This is a genomic window from Rhodospirillales bacterium (assembly GCA_028824295.1).
Lineage (GTDB): Bacteria > Pseudomonadota > Alphaproteobacteria > TMED109 > TMED109 > VXPW01.
In genome coordinates, this window is record JAPPED010000021.1 from 1 (window position 1) to 17,702 (window position 17,702).

15 protein-coding genes are annotated in these 17,702 nt (G+C 66.7%); 8 read left to right on the top strand and 7 right to left on the bottom strand.

Features of this window, described 5'->3' with window-relative positions:
- From OXH60_08900 to OXH60_08910, 3 genes are all read right to left on the bottom strand, one after another.
- On the bottom strand, window positions 1-2,751 hold a 2,751-nt coding region (locus tag OXH60_08900; protein ID MDE0712238.1), incomplete at its 3' end, for a glutamate synthase-related protein.
- Window positions 2,752-3,069: 318 nt separating this feature from the next.
- The gene (locus OXH60_08905) at window positions 3,070-4,431 is read right to left on the bottom strand and encodes a glutamate--cysteine ligase (protein MDE0712239.1); all 1,362 of its coding nucleotides are present in this window, start codon (window positions 4,429-4,431) and stop codon (window positions 3,070-3,072) included.
- A gap of 156 nt (window positions 4,432-4,587) precedes the next feature.
- Window positions 4,588-5,187 carry a hypothetical protein gene (locus OXH60_08910; GenBank protein MDE0712240.1) on the bottom strand — a complete coding sequence of 200 codons (600 nt, stop codon included), beginning with the start codon at window positions 5,185-5,187 and terminating at the stop codon, window positions 4,588-4,590.
- A 61-nt stretch (window positions 5,188-5,248) separates the two neighbouring features.
- Between OXH60_08910 and ubiA the strand changes: the two genes are divergently transcribed.
- Window positions 5,249-6,151 carry a 4-hydroxybenzoate octaprenyltransferase gene (gene ubiA, locus OXH60_08915; GenBank protein MDE0712241.1) on the top strand — a complete coding sequence of 301 codons (903 nt, stop codon included), beginning with the start codon at window positions 5,249-5,251 and terminating at the stop codon, window positions 6,149-6,151.
- Here the strand turns inward: ubiA and OXH60_08920 are convergent.
- Window positions 6,144-7,253: a PA0069 family radical SAM protein gene (locus OXH60_08920; GenBank protein MDE0712242.1), complete on the bottom strand. Its 1,110-nt coding sequence runs from the start codon at window positions 7,251-7,253 to the stop codon at window positions 6,144-6,146. The two genes, ubiA and OXH60_08920, sit on opposite strands and share 8 nt — an antisense overlap.
- Window positions 7,254-7,566: 313 nt before the next feature.
- Between OXH60_08920 and OXH60_08925 the strand changes: the two genes are divergently transcribed.
- A complete protein-coding gene (locus OXH60_08925; GenBank protein MDE0712243.1) occupies window positions 7,567-8,313 on the top strand; it encodes a TIGR04283 family arsenosugar biosynthesis glycosyltransferase in 747 nt (248 codons plus the stop codon).
- 63 nt (window positions 8,314-8,376) lie between these two features.
- Window positions 8,377-8,811: a hypothetical protein gene (locus OXH60_08930; GenBank protein ID MDE0712244.1), complete on the top strand. Its 435-nt coding sequence runs from the start codon at window positions 8,377-8,379 to the stop codon at window positions 8,809-8,811.
- A gap of 444 nt (window positions 8,812-9,255) precedes the next feature.
- Here OXH60_08930 and OXH60_08935 read toward each other — a convergent pair whose 3' ends face one another.
- Entirely contained in the window at window positions 9,256-10,389 is a 1,134-nt protein-coding gene (locus OXH60_08935; GenBank protein MDE0712245.1) for an amidohydrolase family protein, read from the bottom strand.
- A 451-nt stretch (window positions 10,390-10,840) separates the two neighbouring features.
- Here OXH60_08935 and OXH60_08940 point away from each other — a divergent pair, with 451 nt between their 5' ends.
- From OXH60_08940 to OXH60_08955, 4 genes are all read left to right on the top strand, one after another.
- Window positions 10,841-11,455, top strand: coding sequence for a TIGR04282 family arsenosugar biosynthesis glycosyltransferase (locus tag OXH60_08940; GenBank protein MDE0712246.1), 615 nt, complete (start codon window positions 10,841-10,843; stop codon window positions 11,453-11,455).
- 93 nt (window positions 11,456-11,548) lie between these two features.
- The gene (locus OXH60_08945; GenBank protein MDE0712247.1) at window positions 11,549-12,352 is read left to right on the top strand and encodes an enoyl-CoA hydratase; all 804 of its coding nucleotides are present in this window, start codon (window positions 11,549-11,551) and stop codon (window positions 12,350-12,352) included.
- Window positions 12,353-12,359: 7 nt separating this feature from the next.
- Window positions 12,360-12,860, top strand: coding sequence for a CoA-binding protein (locus OXH60_08950; protein MDE0712248.1), 501 nt, complete (start codon window positions 12,360-12,362; stop codon window positions 12,858-12,860).
- Window positions 12,857-14,152, top strand: coding sequence for an O-acetylhomoserine aminocarboxypropyltransferase (locus tag OXH60_08955; GenBank protein ID MDE0712249.1), 1,296 nt, complete (start codon window positions 12,857-12,859; stop codon window positions 14,150-14,152). The genes OXH60_08950 and OXH60_08955 overlap by 4 nt, the downstream gene beginning before the upstream one ends.
- 53 nt (window positions 14,153-14,205) lie before the next feature.
- Here OXH60_08955 and hemA read toward each other — a convergent pair whose 3' ends face one another.
- A complete protein-coding gene (gene hemA, locus OXH60_08960; GenBank protein MDE0712250.1) occupies window positions 14,206-15,417 on the bottom strand; it encodes a 5-aminolevulinate synthase in 1,212 nt (403 codons plus the stop codon).
- A gap of 335 nt (window positions 15,418-15,752) precedes the next feature.
- Window positions 15,753-16,418: a thermonuclease family protein gene (locus tag OXH60_08965; protein ID MDE0712251.1), complete on the bottom strand. Its 666-nt coding sequence runs from the start codon at window positions 16,416-16,418 to the stop codon at window positions 15,753-15,755.
- A gap of 292 nt (window positions 16,419-16,710) precedes the next feature.
- On the opposite strand from OXH60_08965, the gene hemC reads away from it, so the two are divergent.
- Window positions 16,711-17,649 (top strand): hydroxymethylbilane synthase, encoded by a 939-nt coding sequence (gene hemC / locus OXH60_08970; protein MDE0712252.1) that lies wholly within the window; start codon window positions 16,711-16,713, stop codon window positions 17,647-17,649.
- Window positions 17,650-17,702 lie beyond the last annotated feature (53 nt).

Sequence of the window (17,702 nt, forward strand, 5' to 3'; positions counted from 1 at the left end):
GCCCTCGCCGGTGTTGGACTTGCCGCCGATGCGGTTCATGGCGATGGCCAGCGTCGTGTGCGCCTCCCGGGAAATCGACCCGAACGACATGGCGCCCGTCGCGAATCGCTTGACGATGTCGGCGGCCGGCTCCACCTCGTCGAGCGGAATCGCGCCGGCGGGCCGGAACGTGAACAGGCCGCGGAGCGTTCTGGCGCGCTCCGCCTGGCTGTTAGCCGCCGCCGAGAACGCGTCGTAGCGATCCTGGGCATCGGTGCGCACGGCATGCTGGAGGTCCGCCACGGTATCCGGGGTCCACATGTGCTCTTCGCCCCGCAGGCGGAACGCATATTCGCCCCCGGCCTCCAGCGCGTCGCGGAGCACCGCCGCATTGCCGAATGCGGCCCGGTGGCGGGCCACCGTCTCGGCCGCGATCACCGGCAGGTCCACACCCTCGACAGCGGTAGCCGTGCCCGGGAAGTACTCGTCGACAAATCCGCTCGCGAGCCCCACTGCATCGAAGATCTGGGCCCCGCAGTAGGACTGGTACGTGGAGATGCCCATCTTCGACATCACCTTGAGAATGCCCTTGCCAACGGCGGTGATGTACGCCGCGCTGGCCTCCTCCGCGGAGACGTCCCCTGGCAGCAGGTCGCACACGCCCGCCAATGTCTCGAAGGCCAGGTAGGGGTTGACAGCTTCGGCGCCGTAGCCGGCCAGCACGCAGAAGTGATGGACCTCGCGGGCCTCGCCGGTCTCGACGAGGAGACCCGTCGACGTCCGCAGGCCGCGCCGGATCAGGTGACTGTGCACAGCGCTCGTCGCAAGCAGCGCGGGTACCGGGATCCGATCGGGCCCCACTGCCCGGTCGGAGAGCACCAGCACGGTGATCCCGGCGCGCACCTGCTGCTCGGCATTGCCTCGCAGCTCCGCAAGCGCATCGGCAAGACCCGCTTCACCCGCCGCCGCATCAAACGTCATGTCGAGGACTGCGACCCGGAGGCCGGTCTCGTTGTCGGCACCGAGCGCCGTGATCCGAGCGAGCTCCGCGTCGGTGAGTATCGGCTGCTCCAGGCGAATCCGCCGCGTCGCGTCCGGTTCGCCCAGGCCGAGCAGGTTGGGCCGCGGACCGACAAACGTGATCAGCGACATCACCATCTGCTCGCGGATGGGGTCAATCGCGGGGTTGGTGACTTGTGCGAAGTTCTGCTTGAAGTACTGGTAGAGGAGCTTCGCACGACCCGACAATGCTGCGAGCGGGGTGTCGGTCCCCATCGATCCTACGGCTTCGGCTCCCGTGGCGGCCATCGGCATCATCAGGAAGCTGAGGTCCTCCTGCGTGTAGCCGAAGGTTTGCTGCCGGTCGAGGCGCGCCACGTTGGTGGGGGCCGGCGGGATGCCGGTCGGCAATTCGGACAGCCGGAGCGTGCTCGCCGCCACCTCGGCCGCCCAGTTGGCCATCCCCGCCAGGGCGTCCTTCACCTCGTCGTTGCCGACAATCCGCCCCTCTTCGAGGTCGAGCAGCAAAATGCGGCCCGGCTCCAGACGCCGGCTCGCGATGACGTCGCGCTCAGGAATCGCGAGCACGCCGGCCTCGGACGCGAGGATCACGCGGTCGTCACGGGTTACCACATAGCGCGACGGCCGGAGGCCGTTACGATCAAGCAGGCCGCCGATCTGTCGGCCATCGGTAAACGCCAGTGCAGCGGGACCGTCCCACGGTTCCATCAGAACCGCGTGGCGCTCGTAGAACGCACGGCGGCCAGGGGACATCCCGGGGTGCCCCTGCCAGGCTTCGGGTACCAGCAGCGCCAGCGCGTGGCTCAGCGAGTAGCCGCCCGCCAGCAGGAACTCCAGTGCATTGTCGAGGCAGGCCGAATCGGACTGCCCTTCGGAGATGAGCGGCCAGATCGTTTCCAGATCCTTGCCGAGAAGGTGCGAGCGCAGCGCGTGCCGGCGCGCTGCCATCCAGTTGCAGTTCCCGCGCACCGTGTTGATCTCGCCGTTGTGGCAAAGCATTCGGAACGGCTGCGCCAGCTGCCATGAGGGAAACGTATTCGTCGAAAAACGCTGGTGAACCAGCGCCAGGGCGCTGGCGGTGCGAGGATCCTGAAGGTCGAGATAGTACGGACCCAGCGCGTCCGGCAGCATCATGCCCTTGTAACAGATGGTCCGAGAGGACATCGACACGACATAGAAGCTGTCGCAGTCCGGTCCGAAGGTTCGCACCGCGTTACTGAGCTGCTTGCGCGCGATGAACAGGCGGCGTTCGAGCGTGTCCTGGTCGCCCTCCTCGGTAAGGCCGACAAACACCTGACGGGCCAGCGGCTCGCCGGCCCGGATGACGTCCGACAGCACCGAACGGTCGACCGGCACGTCGCGCCACCCGAACACCGTCAGGCCGTTGCGCCGAAGCGCGGCCTCGGTCTCCTCTTCGCAGCGCGTCCGGGCCGCACCCTGGCGCGGAAGGAAAATCTGCCCAACGCCGTAGGGACCGTCCGGAAGTGTGAACCCCGCCTCTGCGGTGGCAGCGCGGAACAGGGCATCGGGTACCTGCATCAACAGCCCGACCCCATCTCCGACCGTTGGATCGGCGCCGACGGCACCCCGGTGTGTCAGGTTGACCACCAGTTCGAGACCCTGCGCGATGATCGCCGCACTCGGCCGGCCCTTGAGATCGGCGACAAAGCCGATCCCGCACGAATCGTGCTCGTTCGCCGGGTCGTACAGCCCTTGCCGAACGGGTGCCTTGGCGAGGAATCGTCGATGCATCAGCAGTCCTCGGACGTCAACCATGTGGTGCCGGCACGGCGCGGCCCGACGTTCCGGGCGCGAGCCGTAGCGCAGCGCTGGCCCGGCATCGGCACCGCCGCGGCGCCAACCGCAGGACCGGGTCAGAAACTGCGGAAAGTCACCCGGAGCGGCAGACTGCGCGGGCGAACAGGGGCGGGCAGTGCGCGCGCCGGCGGTGTCGCGCGAAACCCGCAAGCTTCGCCTGGTCGGTTCCGGGCGAGCACCATCAGTTTCGCGGTCACAATAGCAAAGTCGTGCCGCTGCGCGACCTTGGCGGCCGCGATGGCGGGTGCAGCCTCAGTAGGCTTCCTCGGCCAAGAGGTGCGCCAATCCATTGCGCCCGCGTGATCGCCACATGTCCAGGAGCTCCTCGGCGGGCGTGGCTCCTCGTTCGATAATGGTCGCCAGGACGTCGAGAAAACCGCTCTCGTCATCGCCTGCCGCGTTGCGCCGTGCCCGTCGCTTCAGTCCGCCACGCGCTATTTCGAGGAGGTCGGCCGCCACCGCAAGCAGCGGCCGGCCACCGATTTCCGAGCTCAGCCCCCATCGCGGCGCCTCCAGAAACAGGCTCTCGCGGTCCTCCGGGCCCCACTCTCGGACCAGGTCCTCGGCCTCGGCAAGGGCCGTCGCGTCGTACAGGACGCCTGTCCAAAGCGCCGGCAACGCGCACAGCCGTTTCCACGGTCCCGCATCCGCGCTGCGCATCTCGAGGAACCGCTTGAGGCGAGTTTCGGTGAAGATCGTCGTGAGATGATCTTCCCAGTCGCGGAGCGTGGGACGTTCACCGGGCAGGTGGTCGAGCCGTCCCTCGAGAAATCGGCGGAACGGAATCCCGGCGACGTCGATGTAGCGCCCATCCCGGTACACGAAGTACATGGGTACATCGAGCGCGTACTCGGTCCAGCGCTCGAACCCCATGCCGGGCTCGAAGACGAACTCCGGAATCCCGCAGCGGTCCGGGTCCGTGTCCGACCAGGCGTGACTGCGCCAACTGAGGAAACCGGAGCGCTGGCCCTCGCGAAACGGCGAGTTGGCGAGCATGGCCGCAAGGATGGGCTGCAGCGCCAGGGCGGTGCGGAATTTCCGGACCATGTCGCGCTCGTCCGAAAAGTCGAGGTTCACCTGGACCGTGGCCGTGTTCATCATCATGTCGAGGCCGAGCCCACCGCGTGTCGGCATGTATCTCCGCATGATCCCGTAGCGCCCCTTCGGCATGAGGGGGGCCTCGTCCACCGGGGTCAGCGGGTCCGACCCGATCCCCACGAACAGCAACCCCAGTGCATCGCCGATGGTCCGGAGCTCATAGAGGTGATCGTTGATCTCTTCGCACGTCTCGTGCAGGGTCGAGAGTGGCGCACCGGAGAGTTCCACCTGCCCGCCAGGCTCCAGCGTGACGGACTGTCGCCCCTGGCGCAGTCCCACGACCTGGCCGGCCTCCTCGACGCGTTCCCATCCGCCTGCCGTCAAACGCTCCAGCACCGCCCGGATGCCGGCGGGTCCGTGGTAGGGAGCGCGATGGAGGTGCTTGGCGGCGAACACGAACTTCTCGTGCTCGGTCCCGATCCGCCAGTCCGCCGGCGCCTTGCAGCCAGCCTCGAGCCACTCCACGAGTTCCCGTACATGGCCGACCGCCGGAGCGGGCGAAGGCGTTTCGACCATAGGTTCCTGCGGATTGGGGAGTTCAGGCGGGTCCGGCGATACCGGAACGGGGCAAATGCGTTGCGCCAGCTCATCGCAGTATTGCGCATTTGGCCCCATGGGCAAGAAGGGACGGAATCTACGCGCGCCTCGGGTGCAGCGCAGTTGACGATCCGATCACGTCTCCGAAAGGTGCTGCACGAGCGCCACCGCCGCGCAGGCCGCCGCTTCAGGCGAAAACAGCCGCGGACCCACCGTGACGTGACGCGGCGCGAGGCCAGACGCGCCAAGCACCTGCCGGTCCGACACCGGAAACCCGGATCTCGGTCCGACCAGAAGGGCAGTCCTTCCGGCGGGTAGATCACGGCAGGCTTCCACCAGGAACGGTGTCTCCCGCGACTCGTCCAGGACGATCAGGATCCGGTCCGCCCGCCGCACCTGCCCGAGTGCCACCGCAAGCGGGGTCCAGGGCACGATGTCGGGCACCGACGAGCGGGCGCTTCGCTGCACGGCGTCCAGGACGGCTTCGCCGGCTGCCCTAAGGTCCAGATCTGGGACGTCGCCGGTGCCCGGAGCGATACAGACGATCCGCTCCACGCCCCACTCGCTGACATAACGGAGCGCCGGGATTGATTCGGCCGTGGGCGTGCACAGCAGCCAGCACCCGCCCGTCTCCTGCCCCTTCGCCATCACCTTCCCTCCGGTTACCCGACCCGGTGCAGGCGCGTGCTCCGAGGAAGCGCGCTGCAGGTCGGCATGCGGTTCCGCCTCCAGCACAAAGGATGGCCTCCCGGCCAACGGCTTGCACAGTGCCCGCCGGCACCCTACGCATGCAGCCATGGCTCCTGCAAACAGTCGCCCCGTCTCACTTCTCGCCGATCTCGTGGCACTCGGGCGATACGACCGCCCCATCGGGATCTGGCTCCTGGCATGGCCGTGCGCATGGGGAGTTGCCCTGGCACGGCCGGCGCCGACCGACCTCGCCGTTCTCTGCGTCATCCTACTCGCGGGCTCCGCGCTCGCCCGGGCCGGCGGCTGTGCCTGGAACGATCTCGTCGATCGGGATCTGGACTCTTCGGTCGAGCGCACCCGCAACCGGCCGCTGGCTGCAGGCCGGATCGGGCCCCGCGCAGCGCTCGCCTTCATCGCAGCCCACCTGGCATTGGCGGCATCCCTGCTGGTGTTGCTTCCGGCGACGGCGGTGTGGCTCGTGCCTGCCTCACTGCCGCTGGTGCTGTTGTATCCGCTGGCGAAGCGGTTCATCTGGTGGCCGCAGGTCTGGCTGGGATTCACGTTCAACTGGGGCGCTCTGGTCGGCTGGTCCGCTGCCACAGGCGGCTGGCCGGGGGCTGCGGCGCTGCTGCTGTACGCCGGCTGCATCGTCTGGACCGTCGGTTATGACACGCTGTACGCCTATCAAGACCGCGCCGGCGACGCGGCGGCGGGCATCCGTTCGGCCGCCGTTCGGCTCGGCCGCCGCGGGCGCGGGTTCGTGGCAATCGCCTACGCCGTCACGGTGGCCGTGTTCGCGGTTACCCTCGCGGCGACCGGAGCCGGCGCGCCAGCCTGGCTGGGACTCGCAGGCTTTGGCATCGTGTCGATCTGGTACTCCGCCACCGTGGATCTGGAGGACCCGGTTTCCTGTGGGAGCGCGTTCCGGGGAGCGCACCGCGCCGCGCTGGTGTGGTTCGTGGGTCTTGCGGCAGACCTGGCGCTCACTGGCAGCGAGATCGTCAGATAAAGGCGAATTCTCCCTGTGCCGGCACACGGCGGAACTGCGTCGTGTCAAGGTCCGGCATCCGATCGTCCAGACCGTGACGCCGCAGCGCCGCGCCAAACCGAGCCCGAATCAACTCCGCGTAGGGGCCGGTACCGCGCTGTCGGATCCCGAATTCCGACTGATACAAGGCTCCTCCGCGGGTCTCGCGCACCAAAGCGAGTACCCTTTTCGCCGCGCCGGGGACGTGCGCGTGCAGCCACTCCTCGAACAGTTCTGCAACCTCGCGCGGCAGCCGGAGCAGCACATAGCGAGCCGAATCGGCGCCGGCGTCAGCCGCCGCGGCGACCAAGCGCTCGATCTCCATGTCGGTGAGGCCGGGAATGACCGGTGCGTTCATGACCACCACGGGAATGCCAGCATCATGCAACTGCGCTACGGCTTCGAGTCGACGCGCCGGCGTGCTGGCCCTCGGCTCCATGCGGTTGGCCAGCCGATGGTCAAGCGTCGTGATTGAGACCAACACGCGCACAAGTTTCATGGCGGCGAGTTCCTGCAGCAGTTCCAGATCACGGAGTACGCGCGCCGACTTGGTGACGATGCTGACCGGGTGCCGATGGTCTCGCAGGCATTCGAGAATGCGGCGCGTGAGCCGAAGCTTCTGCTCCGCGGGCTGGTACGGATCGGTATTGGCTCCAAGCGAGATCATGGCCGGCGTGTAGCCACGCTTCGCGAACGTCTCGCGCAACCGCTCCGGCGTTGCTTCCTTGGCGAAGATGCGAGTCTCAAAGTCAATACCGGGGGACAAACCGAGGAACGCGTGCGTCGGGCGCGCGTAGCAGTAGATGCAGCCGTGCTCGCAACCCTGGTACGGATTCACCGAGCGGTCAAAGCCGATATCCGGCGACCGGTTCCAGGTCAATCCTTCTCGGGTTTCGCTGGGTGAGATGGTCGTCGCGACCGTCGCTGGTGGCGGGCACTCCGCGAGGGCTATCTCGTCGACCTCGCGGACGTGAGCCTCGAACCGCCCGGTGCGGTTGCTGACTGCCCCGCGACCGCGCCGCCTCCCGGGGAGATCGCTCGGGGGCGCGAACCGTATACCGGCGCCGGGTCCGTGCTTGGCCATTACTGCATAGTAGCAGAAGTTGGACCCAAGGAAAGATCATAAATGGAACATATCTGGTTCATGCGGACCTGATCGTGCTCTCCGGAGCTCCCCTGTCCGACCCAGGGCGCGCGATTGCAGATCGCCCGGGTCCGGCGCTATACGAGGACCAGCGGCGCGTTCCCGCAGGGCTCGGAGGCGAAGCGGCCTTGCGTCATGGGCGGTTCCGCCGGGCCGTCGATCCAGGCCTGCGGGGCGTCTCCCGGGGGGACCGTGCCGGCGTTGGCGGCCCATCACTGCGCGAGGGGCCGAATTCCACTGATAGGAGTGCGCCGTGCCGGTCATTCGCCACCCGCTCGGAGAGCCGATCGCCGATCTTTCCGTTGTGATTCCCACGCTCGAATCTTCGGAGAGTCTGGCACCACTGCTTCATTGCCTGGCCGGAGTAGCATCGGACATCTGCGTGGTGGACGGACACTCGCATGATCGGGCCGCCACGGCTGCATGCGCACACACCCACGGAGCACGGTTCGCCACCGCGTCCCGGGGTCGGGGTACCCAGATCCGCGCGGGCTGCAGCCTGACGTCGCGAGCGTGGATCCTCATCCTGCATGCGGATTCATCGCTTCCCCCGGAATGGGCCGACGAGGCCCGAGCATTCATCACCGCCCCGCGACGCGGCCGCCACGCCGCCTGCTTTCGGCTGGCGTTCGACGAGGATTCGCGGCCGGCCCGGAGAACCGCGGCTCTGGCCAACATCCGTACCAGGCTGTTCGCACTCCCGTACGGCGACCAAGGTCTCCTGATCCCGCGCCTGCTGCTTGAGGAAATCGGCGGTTATCGCGAGCTGCCGATCATGGAGGATGTGGACATCGTGCGTCGGATCGGCCGGCGCCGGCTCCATCTCTTGCGTACGGCGATCCGCACGTCCGGCGCACGGTACCGGCGCGACGGATGGCTCCGGCGGAGCCTGCGGAACCTCTTCTGCCTGGCGCTCTGGTTCGGCGGCATGTCGCCCGAACGTATTCGCAGATTCTATGAAACTGCCGATCGTGAAGCTGCGGCGCGTCAATCGCAGTGATGTCCTTCGTTGCTATCGTTGCACGACCTCGTGGCGGTCGGATCACACGAAGGGAGACCTTCCATGCTTAAGCGAATCAGCGGAATCTTTCTTCTCGCGTTGGCGGTCGTGCTGGCCGTCCACACTGTTGTCGAACCGCTCTATCACACTTCCAGCGAGGCGCAGCCCTACAGCCCGTTCTGGAATATCCTGAACCCCCTCATGGTGCTGGGACTCGCGCTGGGTCTCTTCTACTCCTACGGCCGAAAACGGCAGGTGGACCTGGAATCCGACAGCGGGCCGGTGACACGCGAGTTCCTGGTGGCCAACATTCAGTTCTTCGGGTTCGGGTTCGTCAGCATCCTGATGCTCTGGAACTGGTTCGACCTCCTCTCGCCGGCATTTACTGCAATCGGAGCGGACACCACTTCTCTGGTCTGGATCGTGATCGACGCGACATTGCCGCTGCTGTCGGGATCGATGGCGGTGTTTCTCTTGCGGAGCGAAGCGACCGGGTAGCTTCGCGGTCGTCGTAAAGGGGGGGCTTCGGCCCCGAATCCGCGACTGCCGGGCGCCAGCAGCTTGATCTGATCAGCGCGCTGGGGCGCGCGGTCGTGCAGCGCAACTGCGCGTAGCAGAAGCCGCCCGGGTGCCAGGATTGCAAGAAAGAGCCTCCTGTTCCCGGGTGACGTTGATGGTTGCCAAACGCATGGGCTGTAGCGGCGCCTTGCCGCTCAGCCTCTACGTTGAACGGCCGGTTCCAGTTATCAACAACCTTGGGGACAGCCGGGGGGCTGGGCGTGGGCTGCGACCATGGTCCCGACCGCGAGCAAGTTTGGACGCAACGGCCTCCCGAGCTCTTGGATGCTCTCTTGCGGCTTCCTGACCCTGCTCTTGGGGCCTCAGCCGTTCCGCCCCGGACCCAGTGTGCATCGAGACCTGGGCATTGCGCGCTTCTGCGGCTTACGAGGACGAGGCACAGATTTCCGGCGCCACATAATCAAGGCCCATGAGCCGGAAATAGTTCTCCCCGAGCGCAATGTTCCGGAAGGCGGCATCGTCGAGATGGGCAAGAATACGGCTGGTGACGTCCAATTCCGCCCGGTAGATGTCGAAGTTCTTGTTGGCGGACGCGACGAAATCGGTGCCGGGCAGGATGCGATCCGAATGGGCGTTGAGAAACGGGATGTATCGGTCGCGGAGCCCCGGGTCCGAGAACACGTTGTCGTCGATCACGCGCCAGGAGATGTCCACCATCAGATTGGGATAGCGGTCCAACAGCGATTCGAGAATCCCGATGTGCATGTCAGGATCAATCGCGACGAGCTCGCGCGACAGTCCGAGGTGCATCCAGACGATCTTGTTGTGGGGGTACAGCCGCAGCACCTCCTCAATCCAAGGCAGGTACTGGGTCGGATCGGCGTCATTGCCAAGATCCGAGTGAATCGCGAGGGGCATGCCGCGGAACCGCAGTACCGCCATGAACGGAGCCCAGCGCGGAATGGTCGTCAACGGGACCACCGCGTGAAAGTTCCCGAACAGCGCCTGCTTCACCAGGTTCACCTCGCCCATCCAGCTGAAGACGCCCGGAAACTCCTGATCCAGCAGACGCATCCCGACCAGCACCGAATCGGGTTTCTCCAGATCGGGAAACGTCATGGACATGGTGAGGTGCACTGCATCCGACCCGCTCAAGACGAAGTTCATGGCATTCATGAAGTCGTTCTTCATCGTCGGACTTACCAGCGTGCCGACGCAGTCCAAGTAGTACGTACAGTCCGAATTCACCGGCAGCATCTGTCCGATTCCGTACACATTGGCGAACAGAACGCCGGTGTTCTCGAGGTACTGCACCACCTCATCGAACGGGAGGGCCGGACCGCCAAACGGGCGAAAGTGCAAGTGGCTGTCGACGACCGCCGTGTACGGCTGGCTGGCGCGGTTGTAGCAGGCAGTATCCTCACCCTGAAACGCATCGAGCGTCAACATCGATGCTGCGGGTTGCGACTCGCCCAGCATGGGCGGCAGCGCTGCGCAACCCGCGAGACCGGTCAGACTGGCCGCGAGCAGGGCGGCGTGCAGCGTTTTCCTGTGCATCGATCTTGTTTCCCTGAAACTGCAGGCGGTGCCTGTCCATGTGACGACGCTCCCACGCCGTCGGCATTGAAGCTAGCGCTTCCGGGCGAAAAGTCAGCCTGAAACTTCAGGGCATGCACGGAGCCCCGAGCGAAAGCCCGTCGCGCGAAGCCAATGCGCGCCACCGCTTGCCAGAAGCCTGGATCGGGGAAGCTGCGGGGCCCGTGCCCGAAGCCGCTAGGCGGTTCGCGGATGCCGTTTCGGCGCCGCGCAATGATGGGGCAACCGGCGCGCCGGTAGAGTCCGCCGGACGCGAGCTGCCCGCAGCGCGTTGCCGCCGCGTCCGGATATGCCGATGACCACCCGGTTGAGACCGATGCATCAACGAGTCAGGCGGCACCTGCGGCCGCCCCGGAGCGGGTTGCCTCGCTCCGTCCCGAAGGCCCGCTCCACCCTACGGCCGACTGTCCTGGTGTTCGCCCGTCAGCCGGTGATCGGCACCGTAAAGACGCGGCTTGCCGCCGATATCGGCAGGGTGGAAGCCCTGCGCTTCTACCGCGCGACGCTCGCCGGGCTGCTTCGTCGCCTTGCGTCCGATCGCACCTGGCGCACGATCCTGGCGGTCACGCCGGATCGTGCGTGCCGCGCCATGGCGCGAACCTTTCGCGTCCCGGTCGTGCCGCAGGGTGCAGGCGATCTGGGCATGCGGATGCGCCGGGTGGCCGGCAGTCAGCCGGGACCAGCGCTGATCGTCGGCAGCGACGTTCCTGACCTGAAGGCCAGTCACCTCCGAGCGGCACTGGCAGCGCTGCGCCGACACGACTTCGTCTTCGGCCCGGCTGCCGACGGCGGGTACTGGCTGGCGGGCTTCGGCAACCGCCGGCCCGCCGGCCCCGCCATGCTCAACGTCCGCTGGTCGACGTCCGCCGCCCTCGCAGACACTGTCCGTTCCGCCGGGCCACGCGCGCGGGTTCATGTGCTTGCGGACGTCCTAGACGACGTCGACGACGGCGGCGGATACGCACGTCACCAGGCGCTCCGTTCGTGCTGCCGCCAGCGCGGACACCGCGCGAGCTCCGCAGCCTGACTCCGTTCCGATCCCGGTTGCCGATCCCCGCGAACACTGGCCGCCGTCCAGCCCATATACTGTGTGCGGATCACTTCCCCGCGGAGTCCGACCATGGTTGCAACTGCGGAACCGGTGCGCCCCGCTCCGATGCTCTTGAGGCGTGACGACGACGGCGTGTGTGTGCTCACGCTGAATCGTCCCGAAGCCCGGAACGCCCTGTCCGACGATCTGATGCTTCACCTGCAGGCGGAGCTCGATGCCACCGCGCAGGACGAAAGCGTCAAGGTCCTCGTCATCGAAGGAGTCGGACCCGCGTTCTGTGCCGGTCACGACCTGCGCGAGATTCGGGCCAACCCGGGCCGGGATGCCTACGAGAAGCTGTTCGCGACATGCGCCCGGCTCATGCTGTCCGTCACGCGCCATCCGCGCCCGGTCATCGCCAAGGTCGCGGGCATTGCCACTGCCGCGGGGTGTCAACTGGTGGCGTCCTGCGACCTCGTGGTCGCGTCGCGGGAAGCCCGCTTTGCGACCCCCGGGGTGAACATCGGCCTCTTCTGCTCGACGCCCATGGTGGCCCTGTCCCGTTCGGTCGGCCGGAAGCAGGCCATGGAGATGCTGCTCACCGGAGAGATGATCGGTGCCGAAACGGCGCGCACATTCGGTCTGGTCAATCGCGTGGTTGAGCCGGACAACCTTGACGCGACGACGATGGATCTCGCCCGCAAGATCGCCGCGAAGTCGCCGCTGACCCTGAGAATTGGCAAGGAGGCGTTCTACCGGCAGGCCGAACTACCCATCGACGACGCCTACGCCTACGCCAGTGAAGTCATGACGCAAAACATGCTGGCCCGGGACGCCGAAGAGGGAATCGATGCGTTCCTGTCCAAGCGCACCCCGGTCTGGACGGGGAGCTGAAGGCACTTTGGAACCGATTCCCTACCCCGACTCCTACCTGCGCTCGATCCTCGAGCGGACGCGCGTGATCGCGATGGTCGGCGCCAGCACGAACATTCGCCGACCGAGCTACTTCGCCTTCAAGTACCTCCGCGAGCGCGGTTATCGCGTCATTCCGGTCAATCCGCCGGCCGCAGGGACGGACCTCCTTGGTGAAACGGTGATGGCAGATCTGGAATCCATCGACGTACCCGTCGACATGGTTGACGTCTTCCGCCGCTCCGAAGAGGCATTGGCGATCACCGAGTCGGCAATCCGCATTGGTGCGAAGACGGTCTGGATGCAGCTCGGGATCCGGAACGACGAGGCGGCGGCGCGCGCCAAGGCCGCCGGGCTGGATGTGGTCATGAACCGCTGCCCCAAGATCGAATACGGCCGGCTGAACGGGGAGCTGGGCTGGGGCGGCATCAACTCGGGGCTGTTTTCCAACCGGCGGCGGCCACTGCGAGCCCGGACGAAACTGACATGAGCGACTCGGACACGCCGCGGGAGTTCGGCTTCGAGACCCGCGCGGTGCATGCAGGCGCCGCACCGGATCCCCACACCGGGGCCAGAACCACGCCGATATTCCAGTCGGTCGGCTTCGTGTTCGACGACGTGGACCACGCCCAGTCGCTCTTCAACCTTCAGGACTTCGGGTTCATCTACGGGCGCCTCACCAACCCGACGGTCTCCGTGCTCGAGGAACGTGTGGCCAACCTGGAGGGTGGTCGCGGGGCGGTCGCGTGCGCTTCCGGGCACGCCGCCCAGCAACTCGCGCTCTACCCGCTGATGGAGTCCGGCGACGAGATCATCGCCAGCCGGTACCTCTATGGCGGCTCGATAACCCAGTTCACCCACACCTTCCGACGGTTCGGCTGGCAGGTGACGTTCGTCGACCCCGCCGACGAGGAAGCGGTCAAGGCGGCCATCACGGATCGGACCAAGTGCCTGTTCGTCGAGAGCCTAGCCAATCCCGGCGGGATCATCGTCGACGTGGAGCGGATGGCCGACATTGCTCACGAGCACGGGATCCCGTTGATGGTCGACAACACGCTCGCAACCCCCTGGCTGCACCGTCCGTTCGACCACGGTGCGGACATCGTGGTGCACTCGCTGACCAAGTTCATGGGAGGACACGGCAACTCGCTGGGCGGCGTCATCGTTGAGTCGGGAAAATTTGACTGGTTTGCAAGCGGCCGGTTCCCGGCAATGACCGAACCGACACCGTCGTACCATGGGCTTCGCTTCGCGGAGACCTTCGGTGACTTCGGCTACACCATGAAAGTCCGGGCCGACGCGCTTCGTGACCTGGGTCCCGCGTTGTCGCCGCAGAACGCCTTCTACATCCTCACGGGCATCGAGACGCTGCCGATCAGGATGGAGCGGCACGTGGCGAACGCGCAAACCGTCGCCGAATACCTCGAGCAACACCCGGCCGTCGCCTGGGTGAGTTATGCCGGGCTGCCTTCAAGTCCGTATGCCGAGCTGGCCGCTAAGTACTTCCCCAAGGGACCGGGCGCGGTCTTCACGTTCGGGGTGCGCGGTGGCTACGACGCCGGCGTTCGGCTCGTCGAGAACGTCCAGATCTTCTCGCATCTCGCCAACATTGGCGACACCCGGAGCCTGGTCATCCATCCTGCTTCCACGACGCACAACCAGCTGACGGATGAGCAGAAAACCGCCGCCGGCGCGGGACCGGACGTGGTCCGGCTCTCCGTCGGCCTGGAAACCGCGAGCGACCTCATCCACGATCTCGACCAGGCGCTGGGCAACGCCTGAGGCTTGCTTCGGGCCGCCGGCGGTAGGCCTCCGCAGGCGGGCAGCAAGGCAGATCAGTTGGCGACGCTGATCGACAATTCCTTCCAGACGGCCTGGAGCGCGGACACCAGGTCCGCGATATCGGCATCGGTGTGGAGGGGCGTCGGCGTGAGGCGCAACCGCTCGCTGCCCCGCGCGACGGTCGGGTAGTTGATCGGCTGGACATAGATCTGGTAACGGTCGAGCAGCAGGTCCGTCGCCCGCTTGCAGATCACCGGATCGCCGACCAGCACCGGGACAATGTGCGAAGCGGAGGGCATGACGGGAAGGCCTGACTCCGCCAACGCCTGCTTCAGGGCGGCGACACGTTCCCGATGCAGGCGGCGCTCGACGTCGCTCGACTTCAGGTGCCGGACGCTGGCCAGCGCACCGGCGGCGACCGCCGGCGGCAGGGCTGTCGTGAAAATGAATCCCGGCGCATACGAACGGATGAAATCGACCACAGCGGCGGAGCCTGCGATGTAACCCCCGACCACGCCAAACGCCTTGGCCAGCGTGCCCTGGATGACCGTGATGCGATCCATCACGCCGTCGCGGGCCGCCACCCCGGCGCCGCGCGCCCCGTACATCCCAACAGCATGTACCTCATCGAGGTAGCTCATCGCGCCGTACCTGGCGGCGAGGTCGCAGAATGCCCCGATGGGTGCGATGTCGCCGTCCATTGAATACACCGACTCAAAGACGATGACCTTGGGACGCTCGGGGTCCGCCGCACGCAGCTTTTCCTCGAGGTCTGCCGGGTCGTTGTGACGAAAGATCCGCTTCTCGGTCATGGCGTGCCGGACACCGGCAATCATCGAGGCATGATTCGCCTCGTCGGAAAACAGGATGCAGCCCGGCAGGTGGCGCCCGATGGTGGACAGCGTGGCCTCGTTCGCCACGTAGCCGGACGTGAATAGAAGCGCCGCCTCCCGATCATGCAGGTCGGCAAGTTCCTGCTCCAGGAGCACGTGGCTGTGGGTCGTGCCGGAGATGTTGCGGGTCCCGCCTGCCCCGGCGCCGACCTCGTCGATCGCCTTCCGCATGGCGGACCGGACAACGTCGTGTTGTCCCATCCCCAGGTAGTCGTTGGAGCACCACACCGTGACAGGGGCGGCGCCACGTTCCGAATGCCGGACCGCGCGCGGAAAACGCCCGGCCTGCCGCTCCAGGTCGGCGAACACCCGGTACCGGCCTTCCGCCTTCAGATCGGCGATCCGATCGGAAAAAAACTGCTGGTAATCCATGTCGCAGTTTCCCGTCGCGAAGGCGGCCAGCCCTTCCAGCATGGGGCACCGCGCGCCACCCCTGACAGCAAGCACGAGCAGGCCTCGGTCCACGCCGGTAGACGCCCGGCCGCAAGATGGCCTATCGGCCCATCAGAACAGCAATGACGGTGAGGTGCCGCTAGGCCACCAACGTCTGCACACGAGCAAACGATGCCACATTCATACGCTAATGCAAGGAGCGTATCCCCTTCGGATCAGGCCGGCACGCCGACCGTCAGCCGCCCTCGGTCCTGCTCGGATACCCTTCTCCCGGCACGCCGCCGACAGTCTGTCGGAGGCTTCGTTGCCGCCAGCTACCTTGCCCGGCGCCAGCCGGCCGCAACCGCCTCTCGCTCCGAGCAAAACCACCTCTCTCCCTGTGTCGGATCAATGCGCGTGCGTTCATAGAAACGGCCGCCAGGAACATGGTAAATCCGTTCACCGCTCCGGCTGATGTTGCCCTTGATCCGGCAGTGCGGCCGCTGTGGGTCGGTCCGCTCGCCGGCATCCGCGAGCCGCCGGCCACGCCGCCACTCCCAGGGCGCCACGAACTTCCCTCGCCAGATTCCGCGACGGGCGGCCTCTGCCGCAGCCTCTTGGCCCGTGTAGTCCATCGCGTAGCGCCGATACGCCAACGCCCATCCCTCGGCAACCATCCAGGCGTTCAGGTCGGTTGCGCCGATCCTGCAGACGGCCACGATCCGGCCATAACGATCAGTGTCCGTTTCCTCGCACTCGACGCGATGATCGGCAATGCGGGCGGCGAGGGCTAGCGAAGCCTCAGCTCCACAAGGCCACGTTTCCCCGTCCACCACGCACCGCTGGCGCCTTTCCGGGGCATCGACCCCGTGCAAACGGATGCGCTCGCCAGCGATTTCCAACGTGTCACCGTCCAAAACCGTGGGGTGCCCGCCAACGTCTGCGTGCGCCGGCCACGCGGCCAGCAACACCACCAAGAGTCCTCGAATCGTGAACAACATCCTGCTGTCCTCACTGGCCTGCAGCAGTACCCTCCGCTCGCGCGATCCGCGGCCAGCCGTGAACCTCCTACCAGAATGGTCGTGGCTTCTGGCGGCAGCGAATCCCGATAGTCCGGGAGCAGGCGGTACAGGAGACGCCAGCGGCGGCACGGTACGGACAACCCGCCGCCAGACGACTACGGTTCAGGTATCTGGCTGTCGGTTACATTATCCGTTCCTTCCGGGAATGCCTCTCAGGTTACGACCTGCGACCCCGCGGAAACCATGACTTCGGCCCCAGAGGGAAGAGCGAATGAGGCTTCGCATCGGCACCCGCAACTCCGACCTGGCGCGCGCACAGGCCGCCGGCATCGCGGCTCAACTTGCTGCGGCCGGACACGCCGCCGAACTGGTGCCGATCACAACTGCGGGCGATCAGTCCAGGGAACCGGTCTTCGCCGCCATCGGACCCCAAGGCGTTTTTGTGCGGGAGATCAGTCAGGCCCTGGTGGACGGCGCGATCGATCTCGCGGTGCATTCCTACAAGGACGTCCCCACCGGCAATCCCGACGAGCTGGTCATCGCGGCCGTGCCCGCGCGCCTCGATGCGGCAGATTGTCTGCTCATTCGCACCGGGCTTGCAGACCACGACGCCGGGTTCCTCCCGCTACCTGCCGGAGCCCGCGTGGGAACGTCCTCGGTGCGCCGACAGTCGTGGCTGAAACATCTTCGCGCAGACCTCAGGCCCGTGCCGCTGCGGGGCAACGTGCCCACCCGAGTCCGGCGCCTGCAGGAAGGCTCATATGATGCGATCGTGCTGGCCACGGCCGGCCTCGACCGCCTCCGGGCCCGCCATTCGCCCAGTCCGACGGCCCTGGACCTCACCGGCGTCGCCACCGTTCGCCTGGACCCGGAGCGGTTCGTACCGGCGCCAGCGCAGGGCGCGTTGGCACTGCAGTGCCGGCAAGACCGGGATGGCGTGCGGGCGGCACTGGCACCGCTCGACCATCCTGCCACCCGCGAAGCCATCGATGCCGAGCGGCTGCTGCTTGGTCGGCTGGAAGGCGGCTGCGAGCTGGCGTTCGGCGCCTATTGCCGCGCCGAGGGCACAGACTGCGTCATGCATGCGATGCTGGAGCGGGAAGGGCGGGTGTCGGTGGAGACGGGCCGGGGGCCCGAGCCGAGCCACGTGGCGGGTGAACTCTGGCGACTCCTGTGTTCGACCGGCGCCGGCGATCCGGCCACGGCCTGACCAGTTCCGAACGGGAATGCGTCGCCGCGACACCGCCATGATCGGACTTCAGC

What these genes read in the sequence shown, in the direction of transcription:
- OXH60_08905 (MDE0712239.1), bottom strand. Translation starts at nt 4,431, where the DNA reads ATGGTCGAAACGCCTTCGCCCGCTCCGGCGGTCGGCCATGTACGGGAA.
- ubiA (MDE0712241.1), top strand. Translation starts at nt 5,249, where the DNA reads ATGGCTCCTGCAAACAGTCGCCCCGTCTCACTTCTCGCCGATCTCGTG.
- OXH60_08920 (MDE0712242.1), bottom strand. Translation starts at nt 7,253, where the DNA reads ATGGCCAAGCACGGACCCGGCGCCGGTATACGGTTCGCGCCCCCGAGC.
- OXH60_08930 (MDE0712244.1), top strand. Translation starts at nt 8,377, where the DNA reads ATGCTTAAGCGAATCAGCGGAATCTTTCTTCTCGCGTTGGCGGTCGTG.
- OXH60_08935 (MDE0712245.1), bottom strand. Translation starts at nt 10,389, where the DNA reads ATGCACAGGAAAACGCTGCACGCCGCCCTGCTCGCGGCCAGTCTGACC.
- OXH60_08945 (MDE0712247.1), top strand. Translation starts at nt 11,549, where the DNA reads ATGGTTGCAACTGCGGAACCGGTGCGCCCCGCTCCGATGCTCTTGAGG.
- OXH60_08955 (MDE0712249.1), top strand. Translation starts at nt 12,857, where the DNA reads ATGAGCGACTCGGACACGCCGCGGGAGTTCGGCTTCGAGACCCGCGCG.
- hemA (MDE0712250.1), bottom strand. Translation starts at nt 15,417, where the DNA reads ATGGATTACCAGCAGTTTTTTTCCGATCGGATCGCCGATCTGAAGGCG.
- OXH60_08965 (MDE0712251.1), bottom strand. Translation starts at nt 16,418, where the DNA reads ATGTTGTTCACGATTCGAGGACTCTTGGTGGTGTTGCTGGCCGCGTGG.
- hemC (MDE0712252.1), top strand. Translation starts at nt 16,711, where the DNA reads ATGAGGCTTCGCATCGGCACCCGCAACTCCGACCTGGCGCGCGCACAG.